At 64.4% G+C, this 16,171-nt stretch carries 16 protein-coding genes; 13 read left to right on the top strand and 3 right to left on the bottom strand.

Translation table 11 applies throughout. The annotated features are described in order from the left end of the window. The first annotated feature begins 264 nt into the window (after positions 1-264). The 3 genes from DDA93_RS05105 to DDA93_RS05095 all read left to right on the top strand — a co-directional run bounded on the left by DDA93_RS05105 (position 265) and on the right by DDA93_RS05095 (position 1,778). The gene (locus tag DDA93_RS05105; protein WP_243400512.1) at positions 265-1,140 is read left to right on the top strand and encodes a peptidase; all 876 of its coding nucleotides are present in this window, start codon (positions 265-267) and stop codon (positions 1,138-1,140) included. A gap of 129 nt (positions 1,141-1,269) precedes the next feature. After that, a complete protein-coding gene (locus DDA93_RS05100) occupies positions 1,270-1,521 on the top strand; it encodes a type II toxin-antitoxin system prevent-host-death family antitoxin (RefSeq protein ID WP_116778188.1) in 252 nt (83 codons plus the stop codon). Beyond that, positions 1,518-1,778: a Txe/YoeB family addiction module toxin gene (locus tag DDA93_RS05095; RefSeq protein WP_116778187.1), complete on the top strand. Its 261-nt coding sequence runs from the start codon at positions 1,518-1,520 to the stop codon at positions 1,776-1,778. Before DDA93_RS05100 ends, DDA93_RS05095 begins: the two co-directional genes overlap by 4 nt. Positions 1,779-1,870: 92 nt before the next feature. Here the strand turns inward: DDA93_RS05095 and DDA93_RS05090 are convergent, their stop codons facing one another. Further along, positions 1,871-3,361 carry a GntP family permease gene (locus DDA93_RS05090; RefSeq protein WP_116778243.1) on the bottom strand — a complete coding sequence of 497 codons (1,491 nt, stop codon included), beginning with the start codon at positions 3,359-3,361 and terminating at the stop codon, positions 1,871-1,873. Between the two features lie 164 nt (positions 3,362-3,525). Here DDA93_RS05090 and DDA93_RS05085 point away from each other — a divergent pair, with 164 nt between their 5' ends. From DDA93_RS05085 to DDA93_RS05070, 4 genes are read left to right on the top strand one after another with little or no spacing between them, the layout of a single operon-like run. Next, positions 3,526-5,004, top strand: coding sequence for a four-carbon acid sugar kinase family protein (locus DDA93_RS05085; protein WP_116778186.1), 1,479 nt, complete (start codon positions 3,526-3,528; stop codon positions 5,002-5,004). Continuing rightward, on the top strand, positions 4,994-5,950 hold the full coding sequence (locus DDA93_RS05080; RefSeq protein WP_116778185.1) for an NAD(P)-dependent oxidoreductase: 957 nt from the start codon (positions 4,994-4,996) through the stop codon (positions 5,948-5,950). Before DDA93_RS05085 ends, DDA93_RS05080 begins: the two co-directional genes overlap by 11 nt. Further along, a complete protein-coding gene (locus tag DDA93_RS05075; protein WP_116778184.1) occupies positions 5,928-6,650 on the top strand; it encodes a FadR/GntR family transcriptional regulator in 723 nt (240 codons plus the stop codon). The genes DDA93_RS05080 and DDA93_RS05075 overlap by 23 nt, the downstream gene beginning before the upstream one ends. Further along, the gene (locus tag DDA93_RS05070; RefSeq protein ID WP_116778183.1) at positions 6,647-7,411 is read left to right on the top strand and encodes an SDR family oxidoreductase; all 765 of its coding nucleotides are present in this window, start codon (positions 6,647-6,649) and stop codon (positions 7,409-7,411) included. The genes DDA93_RS05075 and DDA93_RS05070 overlap by 4 nt, the downstream gene beginning before the upstream one ends. 18 nt (positions 7,412-7,429) lie before the next feature. Here the strand turns inward: DDA93_RS05070 and DDA93_RS05065 are convergent, their stop codons facing one another. After that, positions 7,430-8,497, bottom strand: coding sequence for a mechanosensitive ion channel domain-containing protein (locus DDA93_RS05065; RefSeq protein ID WP_116778182.1), 1,068 nt, complete (start codon positions 8,495-8,497; stop codon positions 7,430-7,432). Positions 8,498-8,656: 159 nt separating this feature from the next. On the opposite strand from DDA93_RS05065, the gene DDA93_RS05060 reads away from it, so the two are divergent. Both DDA93_RS05060 and DDA93_RS05055 read left to right on the top strand, forming a co-directional pair. Further along, positions 8,657-9,355, top strand: a complete 699-nt coding sequence (locus DDA93_RS05060) for an endonuclease/exonuclease/phosphatase family protein (protein WP_116778181.1) — start codon at positions 8,657-8,659, stop codon at positions 9,353-9,355. Positions 9,356-9,595: 240 nt separating this feature from the next. Continuing rightward, the gene (locus DDA93_RS05055) at positions 9,596-10,960 is read left to right on the top strand and encodes an FAD-linked oxidase C-terminal domain-containing protein (RefSeq protein WP_019481866.1); all 1,365 of its coding nucleotides are present in this window, start codon (positions 9,596-9,598) and stop codon (positions 10,958-10,960) included. A 297-nt stretch (positions 10,961-11,257) separates the two neighbouring features. On the opposite strand, the gene DDA93_RS05050 is transcribed toward DDA93_RS05055, so the two are convergent. After that, positions 11,258-13,189: an L-lactate permease gene (locus tag DDA93_RS05050; protein ID WP_116778180.1), complete on the bottom strand. Its 1,932-nt coding sequence runs from the start codon at positions 13,187-13,189 to the stop codon at positions 11,258-11,260. Between the two features lie 153 nt (positions 13,190-13,342). Here DDA93_RS05050 and DDA93_RS05045 point away from each other — a divergent pair, with 153 nt between their 5' ends. The 4 genes from DDA93_RS05045 to DDA93_RS05030 all read left to right on the top strand — a co-directional run bounded on the left by DDA93_RS05045 (position 13,343) and on the right by DDA93_RS05030 (position 15,801). Next, a complete protein-coding gene (locus DDA93_RS05045) occupies positions 13,343-13,564 on the top strand; it encodes a hypothetical protein (protein WP_116778179.1) in 222 nt (73 codons plus the stop codon). After that, positions 13,561-14,226, top strand: coding sequence for a class I SAM-dependent methyltransferase (locus DDA93_RS05040; protein WP_116778178.1), 666 nt, complete (start codon positions 13,561-13,563; stop codon positions 14,224-14,226). The genes DDA93_RS05045 and DDA93_RS05040 overlap by 4 nt, the downstream gene beginning before the upstream one ends. A 92-nt stretch (positions 14,227-14,318) precedes the next feature. Then, a complete protein-coding gene (locus DDA93_RS05035; RefSeq protein WP_019481870.1) occupies positions 14,319-14,897 on the top strand; it encodes a DoxX family protein in 579 nt (192 codons plus the stop codon). An 82-nt stretch (positions 14,898-14,979) separates the two neighbouring features. Continuing rightward, on the top strand, positions 14,980-15,801 hold the full coding sequence (locus DDA93_RS05030; RefSeq protein ID WP_165802570.1) for an HNH endonuclease: 822 nt from the start codon (positions 14,980-14,982) through the stop codon (positions 15,799-15,801). Positions 15,802-16,171 lie beyond the last annotated feature (370 nt).

Raw genomic sequence — 16,171 nt, 5'->3', positions numbered from 1 at the left:
TGTTTTCACTTGTTCTCCGTGGACTGATAACGCGAATGGATTTAGCACAACGCGACACACAGGTAGAAGAACTTGAACGCCTGGACCCCCAGCGCATGATGTCCCCCGGCTCATGCTCGTGATTGAAGCCTACGGTGGACCCTGCGATCTACTTCGAAACTTGGCTCAGCGTTCCATCAGGATTGCCGAAGGAAACACCGTCCACACGATGGCATCGGTAATGCTGAACCAGGAACAGCAGAAATCTCGGGGGGAAGCAATGCCATGGGGGCGATGGATCGTGACTGGTTTTATCAGGACAACAACACCAAACCCAAGCGCATCCGCAGGCAACGACGTCGGCGGTCCACCGGCCGCGGACTGAGACTCGGCACGTTTGGAGTTATTGCCCTGGTGGTCGGCCTGTACCTGACTCCGACAGTCTTCGACCGTTACATCCTCGCCGTTGCGCTCCCCCACCTTCCTGGATCCCCCGTCCCACCTCGCGGTGTCGACGCCTCGGATGTCCCATTAGGCCTCCCGCCGGCAACCAATGGATCCACGTCATTTGCGCTGCACGAATCACCCGACAGTTCTCAAGACTTCGTGGCCTACGACCCGTGTCGACCGGTGCACTATGTGGTGCGGCCTGACTTCGCTCCCGCGGGATCCGACGGACTGATTGAGGAAGCCGTCGCCGAAATATCGGCTGCCACCGGACTGACGTTCGTTTACCGCGGTATCACCACCGAGGCACCCAGTGAGGACCGGGAGACCTACCAGCCTGATCGCTACGGCAAACGATGGGCACCCATCCTGATCACCTGGACCAGCCCGGCAGAGATCCCTGGCCTGGAAGGGGACGTCGCCGGTCTCGGCGGCAGCCCCTACGCTCACACCCCGAGCAAGCCCTTTGTCTATGTCGCTGGCCAGGTCCAGCTCGACGCGCCTGACCTTACCAACATCATTCAATACCCGGATGGTCGCGACCAGGTGAGGGCCATCATCGTGCACGAGCTAGCTCACGTCGTCGGGCTCGATCACGTCGATGACCCCAGCCAACTCATGCACGAGGGAAACAACGGCCTCACCGCCCTCGGCGACGGAGACAGAGCTGGCCTCGCTCTGCTCGGCACCGGCCCCTGCGTCCCCCAGCTGTAGGCATCATGGATCAGATCTTCCGGGAAGAGCTGAATCAGCCAAGGATTGAGTCGGTGATGAACAGCTGCGGGGAACCCGCGACAAGACAAACTCTGGAGCGTACAATATTACGTACGTAAGGAGAATGCTATGAAGACCATGACCTACTCAGAATCACGTGCAAACTACGCCGCAACCCTCGATGCAGTACTCGACGACCGCGAAGAGGTGGTGATCACCCGCGCAGGGAAGGAGCCGGTAGTCATCGTTTCCCTTGAGGACTATCAGTCACTGAAGGAAACTGCGTACTTGCTCCGCAGCCCAGAGAATGCCCGCCGACTCCTTGGTGCCATCGAGAACCTGGAGCGAGGCGATGGGGTTGCCCACGAGCTTGCCGAATGACCTTGCTCTGGGATGAGCGGGCATGGGAGGACTATGTCTGGTGGCAAGCCGAAGACCGCAGAATCTTGAAGCGGATCAACGTCCTCATTAAGGACATCCAGCGGAACGGGAACGAGGGCATGGGTAAGCCCGAGCCACTCAAACACGGATTTCAGGGCTATTGGTCCCGCCGGATCAATGACGAGCACCGTTTGGTTTACAAGGTGGTCGCGGACGAGATCCGCATCGCACAATGCCGCTACCACTACAGCAAATAGCCTACGGATCAGATCCGCTAGAAACAGCAGTGGCCGGGAGACTCGGATACACATCCGAGCCGCCCGGCCACTGTTAAGGTAAATCAGCTAGATCAGCCGAGGATCGCGTTGGCGATGAACAGCAGCGGGATCGAACCCGCCCAGACCGCCGTCGTAATGCCCGACCAGCCCTTGAGCGCAGCAACACCTTCCAGACCGGAGAAGCGGGTGACCACCCAGAAGTAGGAGTCATTGAAGTAGCTGAACACCATCGAACCAGCCGTGCAAGCCAGCGCCGCAACGATCGGATCAATACCAAGTGAGCCGACCAGCGGCGCGGTCACTGATGCCGCGGTTATCATCGCAACCGTGCCTGAACCCTGAGCGATGCGGACCAACGTTGCGATCAGGAACGGCACCAGGAACGCTGGCAGCGGAGTACTGGCGATTGCCTCGGCGAGGGCGTCGCCCACTCCCGAGCTACGCAGCACCTGACCGAGTGCGCCACCGGCACCGGTGATGAGAAGGATCAGACCGGCCGAGGCAGCAGCCTCACCGAACCAGCCCTGCACCTTCGAACGCGGGGTCCAGCGGGGCAGCAGCACGTAGACGGCCAGGATGACGCCGATCACCAGTGCCACAACCGGGTTACCGATAAAGGCGAGGGGAACAACCCACGATGACGGCGTGTACTCCCCGGTGCCCACAACGCCCTGGTTGTTCTGGTCGATCGCACCGCTGACGGTGTTCATGATGATGAGCAGCAGTGGAACCAGCAGCGGCAGCGACGCAACGAACGCGCCTACCCGGTGAGGCTTGGCGCCCGCAGGAGGAGTGCCGAGGGTGGTGTTGTCGATGTCCATCGACGGAGCATCGTCATCGGTGCTGGCGCCGCCGTCGTGGTCGACAACAGCGGTGCCGCCGCTACGACGTCCGGTCCTGGCGTGAGACGTGCCGTAGACAGCCTCGCGAACCGTTTCGTTCATGGATGGCTCGATCTTCGGGCCAATCCACTGAGCGTAGAAGACGACGATCGGCAGCAGCAGAACAGTGAACGCAAGACCCGCAAGGATCAAGGCACCGAGGTCGGCGCCCAGGATGCCGGCGACGGCCAGCGGGCCGGGCGTCGGCGGCACCAGGTGGTGGGTCAGCGTCATGCCGCAGCCGAGGGCCAGCGCGAGGGTGATGTACCCGGCGCGCTTGACCCGTGCAATCGAGCGGGCCAGCGGGTTCATGATGACGTAGCCGGAGTCGCAGAACACCGGGATGGACACCAGCGCGCCCACGCTACCCAGGGCCCAGGGCTCACGGCCCTTGCCGAAGAGCTTCAGGAAGGCCATGGCCAGCGAGTTAGCCGCCCCCGAAACCTCGAGGATCTTGCCGATTCCGACGCCCAGGCCAATCACAATGCCGATCGACGCCAGGGTGTTACCGAAGCCGGTCGTAATTGCCGAAACGATATCCAGCGGCGCCTGGCCAGCAACAATGCCGGTCACCAGCGCAGCGATCAAGAGTGCTACAAACGCATCGAGCCGGGTCTTCAGCACCAAAACAATGATGGTGGCGATACCCAGGACGAGCGCCAAAAGAAGTTGTATATCCACGTACTGCTCCTCGGTCACTGAGCAGGCCTCGTTGCCACCTCAGGGGTTCACACCGGCCTGGTCGATTCTTTTGACGGGCACTGTGCTGCCTGTCACAATAGCACCAGACATAAGACATCTGACAAGTGCCTGTGGCGAAGACCCAGTGACGAAAGTGCGGACTAGTGATACTCGAAGAAGAGTTGCTCAGCGGCTACCCAGCTGTCCAGGCCATCCAGCCGGAGGTGATCGCTGCCGCCGTACAGGCGTCCGGACGGATCCTGGTGGTGCTCGACGACGACCCGACCGGCACCCAGTCCGTCGCCGACCTGCCGGTCCTCACCTCCTGGGAGCCGAGCGACTTCGCGTGGGCCTTCGCCCAGCGCATCGGCGGCGCACCGGCACCAGCGGTCTACGTCCTCACCAACACCCGCAGTCTCGACCCCGAGACCACCGCGTCGCGCAACCGCGAAATCGTCACCAACTCCCTCGACGCCGCAACGGCCGCCGGAGTCACCATCGGGTTTGTCAGCCGCAGCGACTCGACCCTCCGCGGTCACTTCCCGCTCGAGACCGACGTCATCGCCGCCACCCTGCTCTCGCTCGCGGGCACCGAGACCGACGGTGTCGTCATGGTTCCAGCCTTTCCCGACGCCGGTCGCGTCACCATCGGCAGCGTCCACTACCTGCGCGGGAACGACGGCGCCCTCACCCCCGTGGCCGACACCGAGTTCGCCAAGGACGCCACCTTCGGGTTCACGTCCTCGGACCTGGGCGATTACGTGGCCGAGAAGACCGGCGGTTCCGGGGACGCCGCCATTCGGCTGGACCTGTCGACCATCCGCGGCGGCTCGCAGGGCATCGCCGATGTCCTCGATCAGGCGGCCGACGCCGTCCCGATCGTCGTCGACGCCGTCACCGAGGATGACCTGCGGGCCCTCGCCCTGGGCCTCGAGGAAGCCGAACGCCGGGGCAAGAAGTTGCTCTACCGCGTGGGGCCACCCTTCGTCAGGGCTCGGATTGGCCAGAAAGAACGCCCACCGTTGACGGCGGAGGAAGTCTTCGCCGATCTGGACGCCCCAGACTCGGGCGGGCTCATTGTGGTGGGCTCCCATGTGGGGCTGACCACCCGGCAGCTGGATGCCCTGGTGGCCCGGCGACCCGAGGCCCGCCTCGTTGAGCTCGACGTCGAAGCCGTCCTCGATCCCGAACGCCGGGATGCCGGAGTAGCCGAAGCCGTCCGCGCCGTCGTCGAGGGCTTGCCCACCGGCGAAGTCATCCTGCACACCAGCCGCCGCCTGATCCGCTCCGACGATCCAGAGCAGAGCCTCCAGTTCGCCCGCACCATTTCGCAGGCAATAGTCGACGTCGTCAGCTCCACCATCGCGACGGCTCCCGTGAGGTTTGTGATCGCCAAGGGCGGGATCACCTCCTCCGACGTCGCCGCCCACGGGCTGTCCATCCGTCACGCGCTGGTGCGAGGGCCAATGCTGCCGGGCATCGTCTCCCTCTGGCAGCCGGCAGACGGCCCGGCGCTCTCCATTCCGTTCGTGGTCTTCGCCGGCAACGTGGGCACCGACGACTCCCTCGCTGACGTGGTGGACATCCTCCGCTCGCCCGTTACTGCCTCCCCCACTACGACTGGAACACCCGATGACGTCTAGCACCTCGCAGACTGCCAATAACGACCAGACTGGGGTCGCCGTCCTGGGCCTCGGTGCCATGGGCCTGCCGATGGCAACCCGGCTCGCAGGCGCCTTCACTGTCACCGGGTATGACCCGATGCCAGCCTCACGGGAACGGGCCGAAGCGACCGGGCTGACCTGTGCCACGACGGCCGCCGACGCCGTCAGCGGTGCCGGGCTGGTTCTACTCGCGGTCCGCGACGCCGCCCAGGTGGAAGGTGTCCTCTTCGGTGAGGACGGCATTGCCCCGGCACTGACACCGGGCGCCGTCGTCGTCATGACCAGCACCGTGGGGATGGACGCCGTCGCCTCATGGACCGAGCGGCTCGGCGCACTGGGCGTGGCCCTGGTCGACGCACCCTTATCCGGCGGCCCGGTGCGAGCCGGCGAAGGCGACCTGCTGATCGTGGTGGGCGCCGACCCCGTGGTCTTGGAGACGGCGCGCCCCGTGCTGGAGCGACTTGCTTCGACGCTGACCGTGGTGGGGAACAAGGCCGGTGACGGTCAGGCGATGAAGACCGTGAACCAACTGCTGTGCGGTGTGCACATTGCCGCAGCCGCTGAGGCGTTGGCCCTGGCCGATGCACTCGGACTGGACCAGCAGCAGGCGCTGGCCGCACTGGAGACCGGGGCGGCGTCGTCGTTCATGCTTTCGAACCGCGGTCCGCGCATGGTGCAGGGGTACGACGGCGACGCCGACGTGCTGAGCCGGCTGGACATCTTCGTGAAGGACCTCGGCATCGTCGGCAAAGCCGCACGGAGTGCGGGACTCGCGGCGCCGGTGGCTGCGGCCGCCGAGCAGCTGTTCCTGCTGGGCCAGACACAGGGGTTGGGTACCGCCGATGATTCAGCAGTGATCAAAGTGGTGGCACCCCGGCGCAGGACCGTTGGAGGGGATGCAGATGGCACGGAAGCCGCTCGCTGAGTCGGTGTTCGATGACCTCCTCGAACAGGTCATCGACGGCACCTTTCCACCCGGCTCCGCGCTGCCTCCGGAAAACGATCTGGCCGCTTCCCTCGAGGTGAGCCGGCTGACGGTGCGCGAGGCGCTCAAGCAGCTCCAGGCGCAGCACATCGTGCAGATCAAACGGGGGCTTGGCACTTACGTGAATCCGGCGGCACAGTGGACCGATCTGCAGGCAATCGTCAGGTACGCGTCGACCACCGCCGACTCCCCCGACATCTCGCTGCGGCTCCTCGAAATCCGGCGGATGGTGGAAACGGGTGCCGCCGAACTGGCCGCGCTGCACGCCACCGATGAGGACCTCGCGCGAATGGAGGAAGCCAACGTCGCGTTGCAGGCAGCGCATGAGGCGAAGGACCTTGACGCTGTGACAGCCACCGACCTTGCGTTTCATGAGGCGATCTTCCGCGCCTCGGCGAATCCCTTTGTGCCGGTGATCCTCGGACCGCTCAGCCAGCTGCTGTACACGATGCGGCGTGAAACGTCGTCGTTCCACGAGGTGCAGCAGCACGCCATCGAGCACCACCGCCTGGTGCTTGACGCGATCCGCACCCGCAACCCCGAGGTGGCACGCAGGGCGATGCAGGCCCACATCAACCAGACGTACGACGACTACGAGCACTTCATTCACCCAGAAAAACAACAGCAGGAGACCACATGACCTTCCCGACAGAACGCACAGCAGTCCTCACCGGCGCAGCCTCGGCCCGCGGCATCGGCCGCGCGACAGCCGACCGGCTGGCCCGCGACGGCTGGTCCATCGCCATCCTGGACATCGACGGCGCCGCAGCCGAAGAAGCCGCTGCGGACATTGCCCAGCGCCACGGCGTGCAGACGGTTGGCGTCGCCGCTGACGTGTCGGATGAGGCCTCGGTTGATGCGGCTCTGACCACTGTTGAAGCTTCGGTGCCGCCCATCGTCGCGCTGGTCAACCTGGCCGGGATCAGCTCCCCCACCGAGTTCATGCAGGAGACCAAGGCGGCCTGGGACCGGGTGTTCGCCGTCAACATGACCGGCACGTTCCTGGTCACGCAGCGCGCTCTGCACGGGATGATCGAGCGGAAGCTCGGCCGCGTGGTGAGCATTTCCTCGATTTCGGCGCAGCGCGGCGGCGGCACCTACTCGAAGGTCGCCTACAGCGCGTCGAAGGCCGGCATCATCGGCTTCACCCGGGCGCTGGCCCGCGAAATGGGCGAGCACGGCATCACCGTCAACGCTGTGGCACCCGGCCCGGTGGACACCGACATCATGGGCGGCACCCTCACCGAGGAACGCAAGCAGGACATGTCCAAGGACATCCTGATGGGCCGGGTCGGCACTGTCGACGACATCGCCGCCCTGATCTGCTTCCTGGTCGGCCCCGACGCCGGTTACATCACGGCCGCCACCTACGACATCAACGGTGGGCTGCAGATTTCCTAGCTGCACCGGCGGGGCGGGTCAATCGTCCGTAGCAGAACGAGCCCCGGCTGCGGTGTCATCGGGGACATTGTCGGCACCCACATCGTCGGCGGCATCGTTATGGTCGTTGTCGTCTTTGTCCTCGCCTTCGGTTGTCGACTGTGAGTGCCGGGCACCCGCCTCGTCCGGGGTGAGGTTCCCGGCCAGTCCCAGTGCATGCCGGGCATCATCGTCGCTGAGACCGAAAAGCGTCTTGACGTGCAGGTCACGCTGCGGGAACGGAATTTCGATCCCATGCGCCTGCAGGGCGGAGTGCAGCGCCCAGTTGTACGCCGCCGTCACGGCCACCGGTTTCTTGGTGGCCTCGGGGTTGAGCCAGACGACCAGTTCGAAGTTCAGCGAGCTCGTATCGAACTTGCTGAGCCAGACTTGCGGCCGCTGGGGGCCGTCGAGGTGAAGGGTGAAGGGCACGGCTGCGGCCGCTTCGAGGGCCGCTTTCTTCACCACGTTCTTTTCCGTGCCGTAGGCAACCCCAAAGGGCACGCGAAGTCGCCGCAGCACGTCACGGTGAGTCCAGTTCACCACCCGGCCGGAGACAAACTCGGAGTTCGGAACCAGGATGTCAATGTTGTCGTTGGTGACGATCGTCGTCGCTCGGATCTTGATGTCGCGCACCTCGCCGGTCACGCCGGACTCGAGTTCCACAAAATCGCCGATCTTCAGCGACTTATCGAGCAGCAGCACCACGCCCGAAATGAAGTTGCTGAATATTGCCTGTAGCCCAAAACCGAGGCCCACCCCCAGTGCGCCAGCCAACACGGCGAAGTCACTCAGCGGCACCCCGAGCGCTGAAATCGCCAGGAAGAAGCCGACCGCCAGAACGGTGTAGGCAACCAGCCGTGACAGGGTGTACCAGGTTGAGAGATGGGTGCTCTGCTGGGTGCGGGAGCGACGCAAAATGATTCTGCGCAGCACGAACGCCGTCACACCAGCCGCAACCAGGATGCCAACGGCGGTCAGCACATCAATCAGGCTAATCGACGTACCAAAAACTTCGACCGCGGCACTGGTTTGCTCATCACCCATCTGCTGAGCCAAGCACAGCATGCTTCGATGCCACGAAGGCGCGCCGAGACGACCCGGGCGGCAAGCTCAGTCAGTGATCTGTTTTCTGCCGCCAGACCAATTAGCCCTCCTACCCTGTCTATCGTTGAGGTGCGTACAATAATCCTGCTGTCATCAGCCAGATGAAGGAGTGTTCACCTGATACGGGCCATCAGTTACAACCTGCGCGAACACAAGGCCAGCGATGAGCTGGAGGACCTTGTCCAGCGGTACGCAGTCGATCTGCTGTGCCTTCAGGAGTGCGATGCCTCCGATCTGCCGGCAACCGTGGGCGACCTGCAGTTGGCGATTGCCACGCGGGAAAACCGGCTCGGGCTTGCCCTCTACTATCGGGAAGAGCGCTTCACCGCCCTTCATACCAGGGCGATGATGCTGAAAAAGTCGCTTCACGACCGAGTGCTCGCTCCCGCACATGAGCGACTGATCGGCCTCCAGTTGATCGAGAACCAGACCAATCAAGGCCTCGTGGTGGGATCCTTCCACGCTGCTCCGCTGACGGCGTCGAATTCGTTGCGCCGCAAACAGATCCATGCCTCGCACGCCGAGCTCCTCGGGATGGGCACTGGAGTGGCGACCCTCATGCTGGGCGATTTCAACTACCCGTTCTTCACGCAGCGTCTCACCAGGCATATGAAGGACTCCGGGTACGACCTGTCGCTCAGCGATCTGAGGACCTATACCCGGTACCGAGTCTTCCGGGGGCACTTCGATTTCGCGACCTCCCGCGGGCTGGACATCCAGAGCGTTGAGACCCTGCCGCGCGGCGCTTCAGACCACCTCCCCATCCTGGTCCGGGCCGAGTACAGCCCGGCGAATAGTCAGGCCTCGGCTGTAGCGTAGGCGAACTGCGCCGCAGCGCGACCCCCGGCCGCGTTTCATTGACCCGCCCGGTTTGGTCCTGGGTTCGGGGCAGTGGCATCCTTCCGTCGCACAGGCGAGGGCATTCGGCGCAGCTACATTGACCCACCCCGTGAGACCCCCTAGGATTTTATCCAATCAGCAGAAGTGTTCTTCCACAATGCGAATAAACGCATCGTCATTGATCACCGCTGATCCGTACAACAAAGGGGTTTTACGCCAATGTCACTGCACACCAGCTCCACATCAGCCGTCCTGGCCGGGGCACGGTCAGCTTCCCTGTCCGAAGCAGACCGGCGCGATGCGAGTACCGACCGCTCCGGCTACGTTTCGCAGTCCCTGCCGGACGGGGTTGTCTTCGCCGAGACCACCGACGACGTCGTTTCCACCCTCCGGCTGGCCGCCGCCCACCGTACCCCGATCGTCACGCGTGGTGCTGGCACCGGGCTGGCCGCCGGTGCCTCCGCACGGTCCGGCGAGGTGGTCCTCGACGTATCCCGGATGAACAAAATCCTGCGCATCGACCCGGTAGAGCAGCTCGCCGTCGTCGAACCCGGAGTCCTGAACGCCGACCTGAACGCCGCCGTCGGAGAATACGGACTGTTCTACGCGCCGGATCCGGCCAGCACATCCATCTGCTCGATCGGCGGCAACGTCGCCACCAACGCCGGCGGCATGCGCTGCGCGAAATACGGTGTCACCCGGGACGCGGTGCTGTCACTGAACGTGGTGCTCGCCGATGGCCGTCAGCTCCGGACCGGCCGCGAAACCATGAAAGGCGTCTCGGGGTATGACCTCAACGCCTTGATCGTCGGCTCCGAGGGTACGCTCGGCGTCGTCACCGAGGCGACGCTGCGGCTCCGCCCGCTCCCGGTGGCGACGGCGACCGTCGCGGCCTTTTTCCCGGACTTCGCCACCGCGGCGCAGGCGGCATCGGCGGTCATCGCGTCCCGGATTCAGCCGTCCATGCTGGAGCTGATCGACGGCCAGACGCTCGAGGCGATTGATATGGCGATGGGCACCACCTACCGGTCGCAGGGCGGAGCGTTCCTGCTGGCTCAGACCGACGGGTACGGCGCCCATCTGGAACAGGATGTGCTGATCGAGGCCATCAGGCCGTTCGCCACCTCGATTGAGAAAGCGAAGGACGACGAACACGCCGCGGAACTCATTACCGCCCGCCGGGAAGCCATTCCCTGCCTGGAGAAACTGGGCCGGGTGTCCATCGGCGATATCGGCGTGCCGCGGGGCCGGCTGGCCGAGGTGGCGGTCGGGTTGAAGGACATTTCCGAGCGCACCGGGGTGCGGATCTACTCGGTGGTCCACGCGTCGGACGGCAATCTGCACCCCATGCTGGTCCTGAATCCCGAGGACTCGGTCACCGAGGGGCCGGCGAAGGTCGCACTCGGCGAGATGTTCTACCTGGCGAAGAGCCTCGGCGGCACCCTCACCGGGGAACACGGCATCGGGCTGCTCAAGCGTGACTGGCTGCTGCCCGAACTGGGCGAGGTATCCCTCGACGTGATGCGGTCCATCAAGGACGCTATCGACCCACACGGACTCCTCAACCCCGGCAAGGCCATCTAGGTCTCTCGCGAGGGGCGGCCCGGCTACCCGGGCCGCCCCTCTTTTTTGTGCGCTTTTCCTGGTGCGGGCCAGCCCGGGTGTCGAAGACGAACAGGCTGGCGCGCAGAGAAGTGCCGTAGCCGCACAAGAGTGGTCGCCCAACAGCAATCCTGCGGGTTGACCACTTTTCCGTGGACGCCGTGCGGTTCGTGCACTTCTTTGTGACGTGCGAAGGGACGGCATCCGGGTTCTGTGGATGCCGCCCCTTCGTTGGTCGTGCCTAGGCCCTGCTGAGTGACCTAGACACGCCGGTGTGGCTTAGAGCCGATCCCGGTTGTCGACGTCGTCGTCACCCGGTGCCGAATCGCGCCCAGTCGAACCGCGTCCGGTCGACCGGCGGGTGGTCGAGCCGCTACCGGTCGTCGCACCAGCACTATTGACAGCACCATCACCATTCCCGGATCCACCGCCGACCAGCGAGAGCGCATCCTTGCCCTGGAAGCGCATCATCCATCGGGCCAGGAAGACCAGTCCGATCAGCAGCCCCACCAGCACAAAGGTGCCAAGGTTCAGGCCGAAGCCGAAGATGAACAGCGACGCCACGGCACCGGCCGCGAGACAGTAGTACAGGGTCACGAGGATGGTCTTGCGGAGCAGGTCACCCTCCCTGCCCAGCAGGCCCACGGTCGCGGAGGCCGCAACGATGTTGTGGATCGCAATCGGGTTACCACCGGCACCGCCCACCGCCTGTGCAGCGACAACCTGCTCAGGCGGAACACCGATGGCCACACCGGTGGAGAACTGGAACTGGGCGAAGGTCAGGTTCGACACGGTGTTCGACCCGGCAACAAACGCCCCCAGCGCGCCGATGAACGGCGCGATGACCGGCCACGAGACACCGGAGATGGCTGCGGCGCCCTCGGCCAGGGTGACCGGCATGCTTGAGAGACCCGAGTCGTTGAGGTCCGGACCCGACTGGATCAGCACCCGCACCAGCGGGACGGCGAACAGCAGGGCGACGGCGGTGCCAGCCAACTGCTTTCCTGACACCTTCAGCGTCTGGGCAATCTGCTGCCCGTTCATCCGGTGAATCAGGTAACCGAAGATGGCGGCGAGGATCATCAGGAACGCCGGCGAGTAGAACGGCTGCACATTGGTGGTGATGCTCGTGCCGAGGATGTTCTCAAAGGGAATCTGGATTCCGGTCAGGAACTCCTTCAGCGGAGCGATCACCCGGGTGCCGACCAGCAGGACCGCCATCAGCACGTAGGGCGACCAGGCGCTGATGATGCTCATGTGGGTCCGGACGTCAGTTGCCTCGGACGGTTCGATGGTGCCCATCCAGCGGTCGGACCAGGAGGAGCGCGGCCCGAAGTCGAAGGTGTCCTTCGGCATCAGGAAGCCCTTGCTGGAGGTGAACATGACCAGCATCAGCCCGATCAGTCCACCGAACAGGGACGGGAACTCCGGTCCGAGGAAACGCGCAACGGTCACATACGGGATGGTCATCGCGAGCGACGCGTAAATGGCGAACGGCCAGACGGCCAGGCCGTCACGGAAACGCCGCTCCGGGCCAAAGAAACCGGTGAGCATGCAGACCAGGATCAGCGGGATCAGGATGCCGACAATTGCGTGGATGGCTGCGACCTGGAAACCGATGTTCGAGACGTACTCCGGCATGGTCAGCCCGAGCACGGCGATACGCTCGCCCACTGCCGGGTCTCCACCCAGCCCATTGGTCACACCCACCAGGATGGGCGTACCGACTGCGCCGAAGCTCACCGGCGTGCTCTGGATGATCAGACCCACCATGACGGCTGCCATCGCCGGGAAGCCCATGGCCAGCAACAACGGGGCGACGACGGCGGCCGGCGTACCGAAGCCCGACGCACCCTCGATGAAGCTGCCGAACAGCCAGCCGATGATGATGGCCTGCACCCGGCGGTCGGCCGAGATGTTATTGAAGCCCGCCCTGATGGTCGCCATGGCGCCACCGATGGTGAGCGTCGAGAGCAACAGCAGCGCACCGAAGACGATATAGAGCAGGGTCGCGGCGACGATCAACCCTTCGAGCGACGCCGCGAGAACGCCCGTGAAATCCATCTCCCAAACCAGCAGTGCCACCAGCACTGCTAAAACGTAGCCGACCGGCATGGCGTATTTCGCTGGCCAGCGGAACCCCGCCAGCAATACCCCCACTACCAGGATCGGCGCCAACGCCAACAAACTAAGCACCGCAAGATTGTCCATAAACCAGTCCCCTTTGACTGAGGCTACCGAATGACTCCACGACTATGAACGCCACCGACCGCGCGTTTCACACGACGAAGCACTTCCACATTGTGGAATAAGATTTCTACCAACGAATAAGACCTTAGGTCTGACCACAGGAACAGTCAATGGGTGGCTGACAGATTGGGCCCATCTGCGGGTGTGGTGCGACGAGCGGTCGTCCGGCTAGTCGCCGTCGGATATCTGCCGCGGGTGCTCGGGTCGGCGGCCGATGGCTCGTGGACCGGCGCGATGATTAACATGGTCCTTATGGAAGAGGAACTGCAGCGCGACCTCGCAGCGCACCGCGGCCTCGACCAAACCAACTCAACCTCGAAGGTGACCGCCTCATGACCTCCCACGACCACCAGCCGCACGACACCCCCGAGCAGGCGTTCACCGAATACGACCAGACGTACTGGGACGCGTTCTACAACGATCGGCCCTCCGTCTGGAGCGGACAGCCCAACGCACAACTCGTCACCGAGGTAGCCGACCTGACGCCGGGAACTGCGCTCGACGTCGGCTGCGGAGAAGGCGCAGACGCCATCTGGCTCGCCCGCCAGGGGTGGACGGTGACCGCCGTCGACATCTCCCAGGTGGCCCTCACCCGCGGTGCCGAGAATGCTGCAACCGATCAGGCGTCGGCCGCCCGGATCACCTGGACCCGCCAGAACCTGCTGGAGTGGGCTCCCCCAGTGTCCTCCTTCGACCTCATCTCAGCCCAGTTCATGCACCTGCCCAAGGAAGAGCGTGAACCGTTATTTACCCGGCTGGCGGCCGCCGTCGCGCCCGGCGGCACCCTGCTGATCGTGGGCCACCACCCGACCGACATGGAATCTGGCGCGCACCGGCCTCCCCGCTCCGACCTCTTCTACACCGCCGAGGAGATTGGTTTGCTCCTGGATCCGGGGCAGTGGGACATGGTGACCGAGTCGCGGGAACGGGTGCAGACTCACGACGGCGAGGCCCTGACCATCCACGATGCGGTGCTGCGCGCCCGCCGGAGGTCCTGACCGGTTTCGGCTTCCGGGGAAGAAACTGGCTCCGGGATGCCTTATAGAAGGAGAGCTGTCCGCAGCACCACACCCCCCACCGAAGGAATTCCATGACGTATCAAACAAACACGCCGGTTGCAGCAACCGCCGCGCAGACCATCTTCCGGGTAGCCCTTGGCGGCGTCCTCGTCGCCCACGGTTCACAGAAACTGTTCGGCTGGTTCGGCGGAGGAGGCATCGACGGAACCAGCAAGGGTATGGACGCCATGGGTTTCCGCCCGGCAAAGACCAGCGCCGTCCTTGCCGGATTGGGTGAGGCTGGCGCGGGTCTGGCACTCGCCGTCGGGCTCGGTACCCCGGCTGCCGGTGCTGCTGCCGCGACGACCATGGGTGTCGCGGCAAGCGTCCACACGCCAAACGGTTTCTTCGCGACAGAGGGAGGCTTCGAATACCCGGCCGTGCTGGGACTCGCTGCCACCTCATTCGCCATCGCGGGCGCTGGCGCTGTGTCCCTGGACTCGGTTACCGGCCACGTCCTCGACCGGCCCTGGATGCGTGCCACCGCGCTGGCCGCGATCCCCGTTGCGATCGGTGTTCAGCTCTACCGTCGCCGGAAGACCCTGGCAGCCGACGCCGCGTCAGCGTCGGACGCCACCCCGGCAGCCGAAGGCTCGACCGACCCAGCCTAAACAGCCGCACCATCGCGTTGGCCGTGCACCGGACGTTCGGTTCACGGCCAACGCCGTTAAGGCTGGTGGCACAATGAGTGCCATGACGGCAATCATGCTCGGCTGGAATCCCGATCTGCGGGAGGGGTGGCAGTTCGCCTACTCTTCGGTGCAGGATGCCGTGCACGACGCCGGATTCGCTTCCGTTCGGTGGCCCGCCGTCGTTCCGCCCGTTCCCCCCGGCACTGATGTCTGGCTGGTTCTGCAGGGCGCCAACGAACGAGGCCTGTTCGGTCACGGGACTGTCGTCACGACGCCCGACGACGGCGGACTCCTCGACGTCGACCTCCTCCTCCCCCGCGGCGAACACATCCCCGAGGCAGTGCTGTTCGGCCGCGTGCCGGGCCTCCCCTTCGACGATGGCGCGGCCGTTCTCACCGTCGACCATGAACAGCTCCTCCGGGCCGTGTGGGCCGACTATGCGCCGTCGTCGGAGGCTCATCCCGTCGACCCGACCGCTGGCACACTTCCCGCCAGCGCCCTGCTGCGAAGCCGCGTCAACCGCTACGAGCACGACCCCGAAGCTCACCGTCAAAGCATCGCCCACCATGGCAGCAGCTGTACCGTCTGCCGCTTCAACTTCGAGGAGACCTATGGCGCCCTTGGTGCTGGCTTCATCCAGGTCCACCACATCGTGCCCGGCCCGCAACTGACCGCCGACTATGTGCTGGACCCACTGACCGACCTGGTCCCGATGTGCGCCAACTGCCATGAAATGGCGCATCTCCGGGCGCCTAATCCCTATTCGCCAGCCGAGCTTCGCCGACTACTCCGCGGCTCTTCATCTCTGCGGGGCGCGGTCGTCAGTCCTGAGGAGTTGCTGTCTCAAGCCGACGCGCAGCGGATCTTGGGACCCGCAGACTAGTTATGTCCGAATTAAATGGTGCATGCACGTTTTAAATCGGGACCCCGAGGATCTCGGTGCTTAGTTAATCTTTGCTACCCAGCACCAGGGCTCGCCGTCTGGTTGGTGATTGTCGGATCGGGTTGCGGTTGGATTAACTGCGATTGAGCCAGTCCACTCAAAAGGTTAACGGTGATGGCTAATGCCAGGGCGACTCCTGCCAGTCGTACGGATACTCCCAGACAGCCATACCCCTTCGTCACTTTTGTGGATTTACCCGACCGGCGATGCGGACCCGCGGCGCGTGAGCATCCGGGGTTGCTGGGGTTGCCGGAGTCATTTGTCTGCGCAGACCGCCCAACCGGGATACGTCCGGAGCGCCCCGGACCTG

It is taken from the genome of Arthrobacter sp. Bz4, from assembly GCF_003075455.1.
Taxonomy (GTDB): domain Bacteria; phylum Actinomycetota; class Actinomycetes; order Actinomycetales; family Micrococcaceae; genus Arthrobacter_D.
Note: the sequence above shows the minus strand (reverse complement) of the source record. Positions and strands in the feature narration are given on the sequence as shown.

What these genes read in the sequence shown, in the direction of transcription:
- DDA93_RS05105 (WP_243400512.1), top strand. Translation starts at nt 265, where the DNA reads ATGGGGGCGATGGATCGTGACTGGTTTTATCAGGACAACAACACCAAA.
- DDA93_RS05050 (WP_116778180.1), bottom strand. Translation starts at nt 13,189, where the DNA reads ATGGACAATCTTGCGGTGCTTAGTTTGTTGGCGTTGGCGCCGATCCTG.
- DDA93_RS05100 (WP_116778188.1), top strand. Translation starts at nt 1,270, where the DNA reads ATGAAGACCATGACCTACTCAGAATCACGTGCAAACTACGCCGCAACC.
- DDA93_RS05075 (WP_116778184.1), top strand. Translation starts at nt 5,928, where the DNA reads ATGGCACGGAAGCCGCTCGCTGAGTCGGTGTTCGATGACCTCCTCGAA.
- DDA93_RS05065 (WP_116778182.1), bottom strand. Translation starts at nt 8,497, where the DNA reads ATGCTGTGCTTGGCTCAGCAGATGGGTGATGAGCAAACCAGTGCCGCG.
- DDA93_RS05070 (WP_116778183.1), top strand. Translation starts at nt 6,647, where the DNA reads ATGACCTTCCCGACAGAACGCACAGCAGTCCTCACCGGCGCAGCCTCG.
- DDA93_RS05055 (WP_019481866.1), top strand. Translation starts at nt 9,596, where the DNA reads ATGTCACTGCACACCAGCTCCACATCAGCCGTCCTGGCCGGGGCACGG.
- DDA93_RS05095 (WP_116778187.1), top strand. Translation starts at nt 1,518, where the DNA reads ATGACCTTGCTCTGGGATGAGCGGGCATGGGAGGACTATGTCTGGTGG.
- DDA93_RS05030 (WP_165802570.1), top strand. Translation starts at nt 14,980, where the DNA reads ATGACGGCAATCATGCTCGGCTGGAATCCCGATCTGCGGGAGGGGTGG.
- DDA93_RS05035 (WP_019481870.1), top strand. Translation starts at nt 14,319, where the DNA reads ATGACGTATCAAACAAACACGCCGGTTGCAGCAACCGCCGCGCAGACC.
- DDA93_RS05080 (WP_116778185.1), top strand. Translation starts at nt 4,994, where the DNA reads ATGACGTCTAGCACCTCGCAGACTGCCAATAACGACCAGACTGGGGTC.
- DDA93_RS05040 (WP_116778178.1), top strand. Translation starts at nt 13,561, where the DNA reads ATGACCTCCCACGACCACCAGCCGCACGACACCCCCGAGCAGGCGTTC.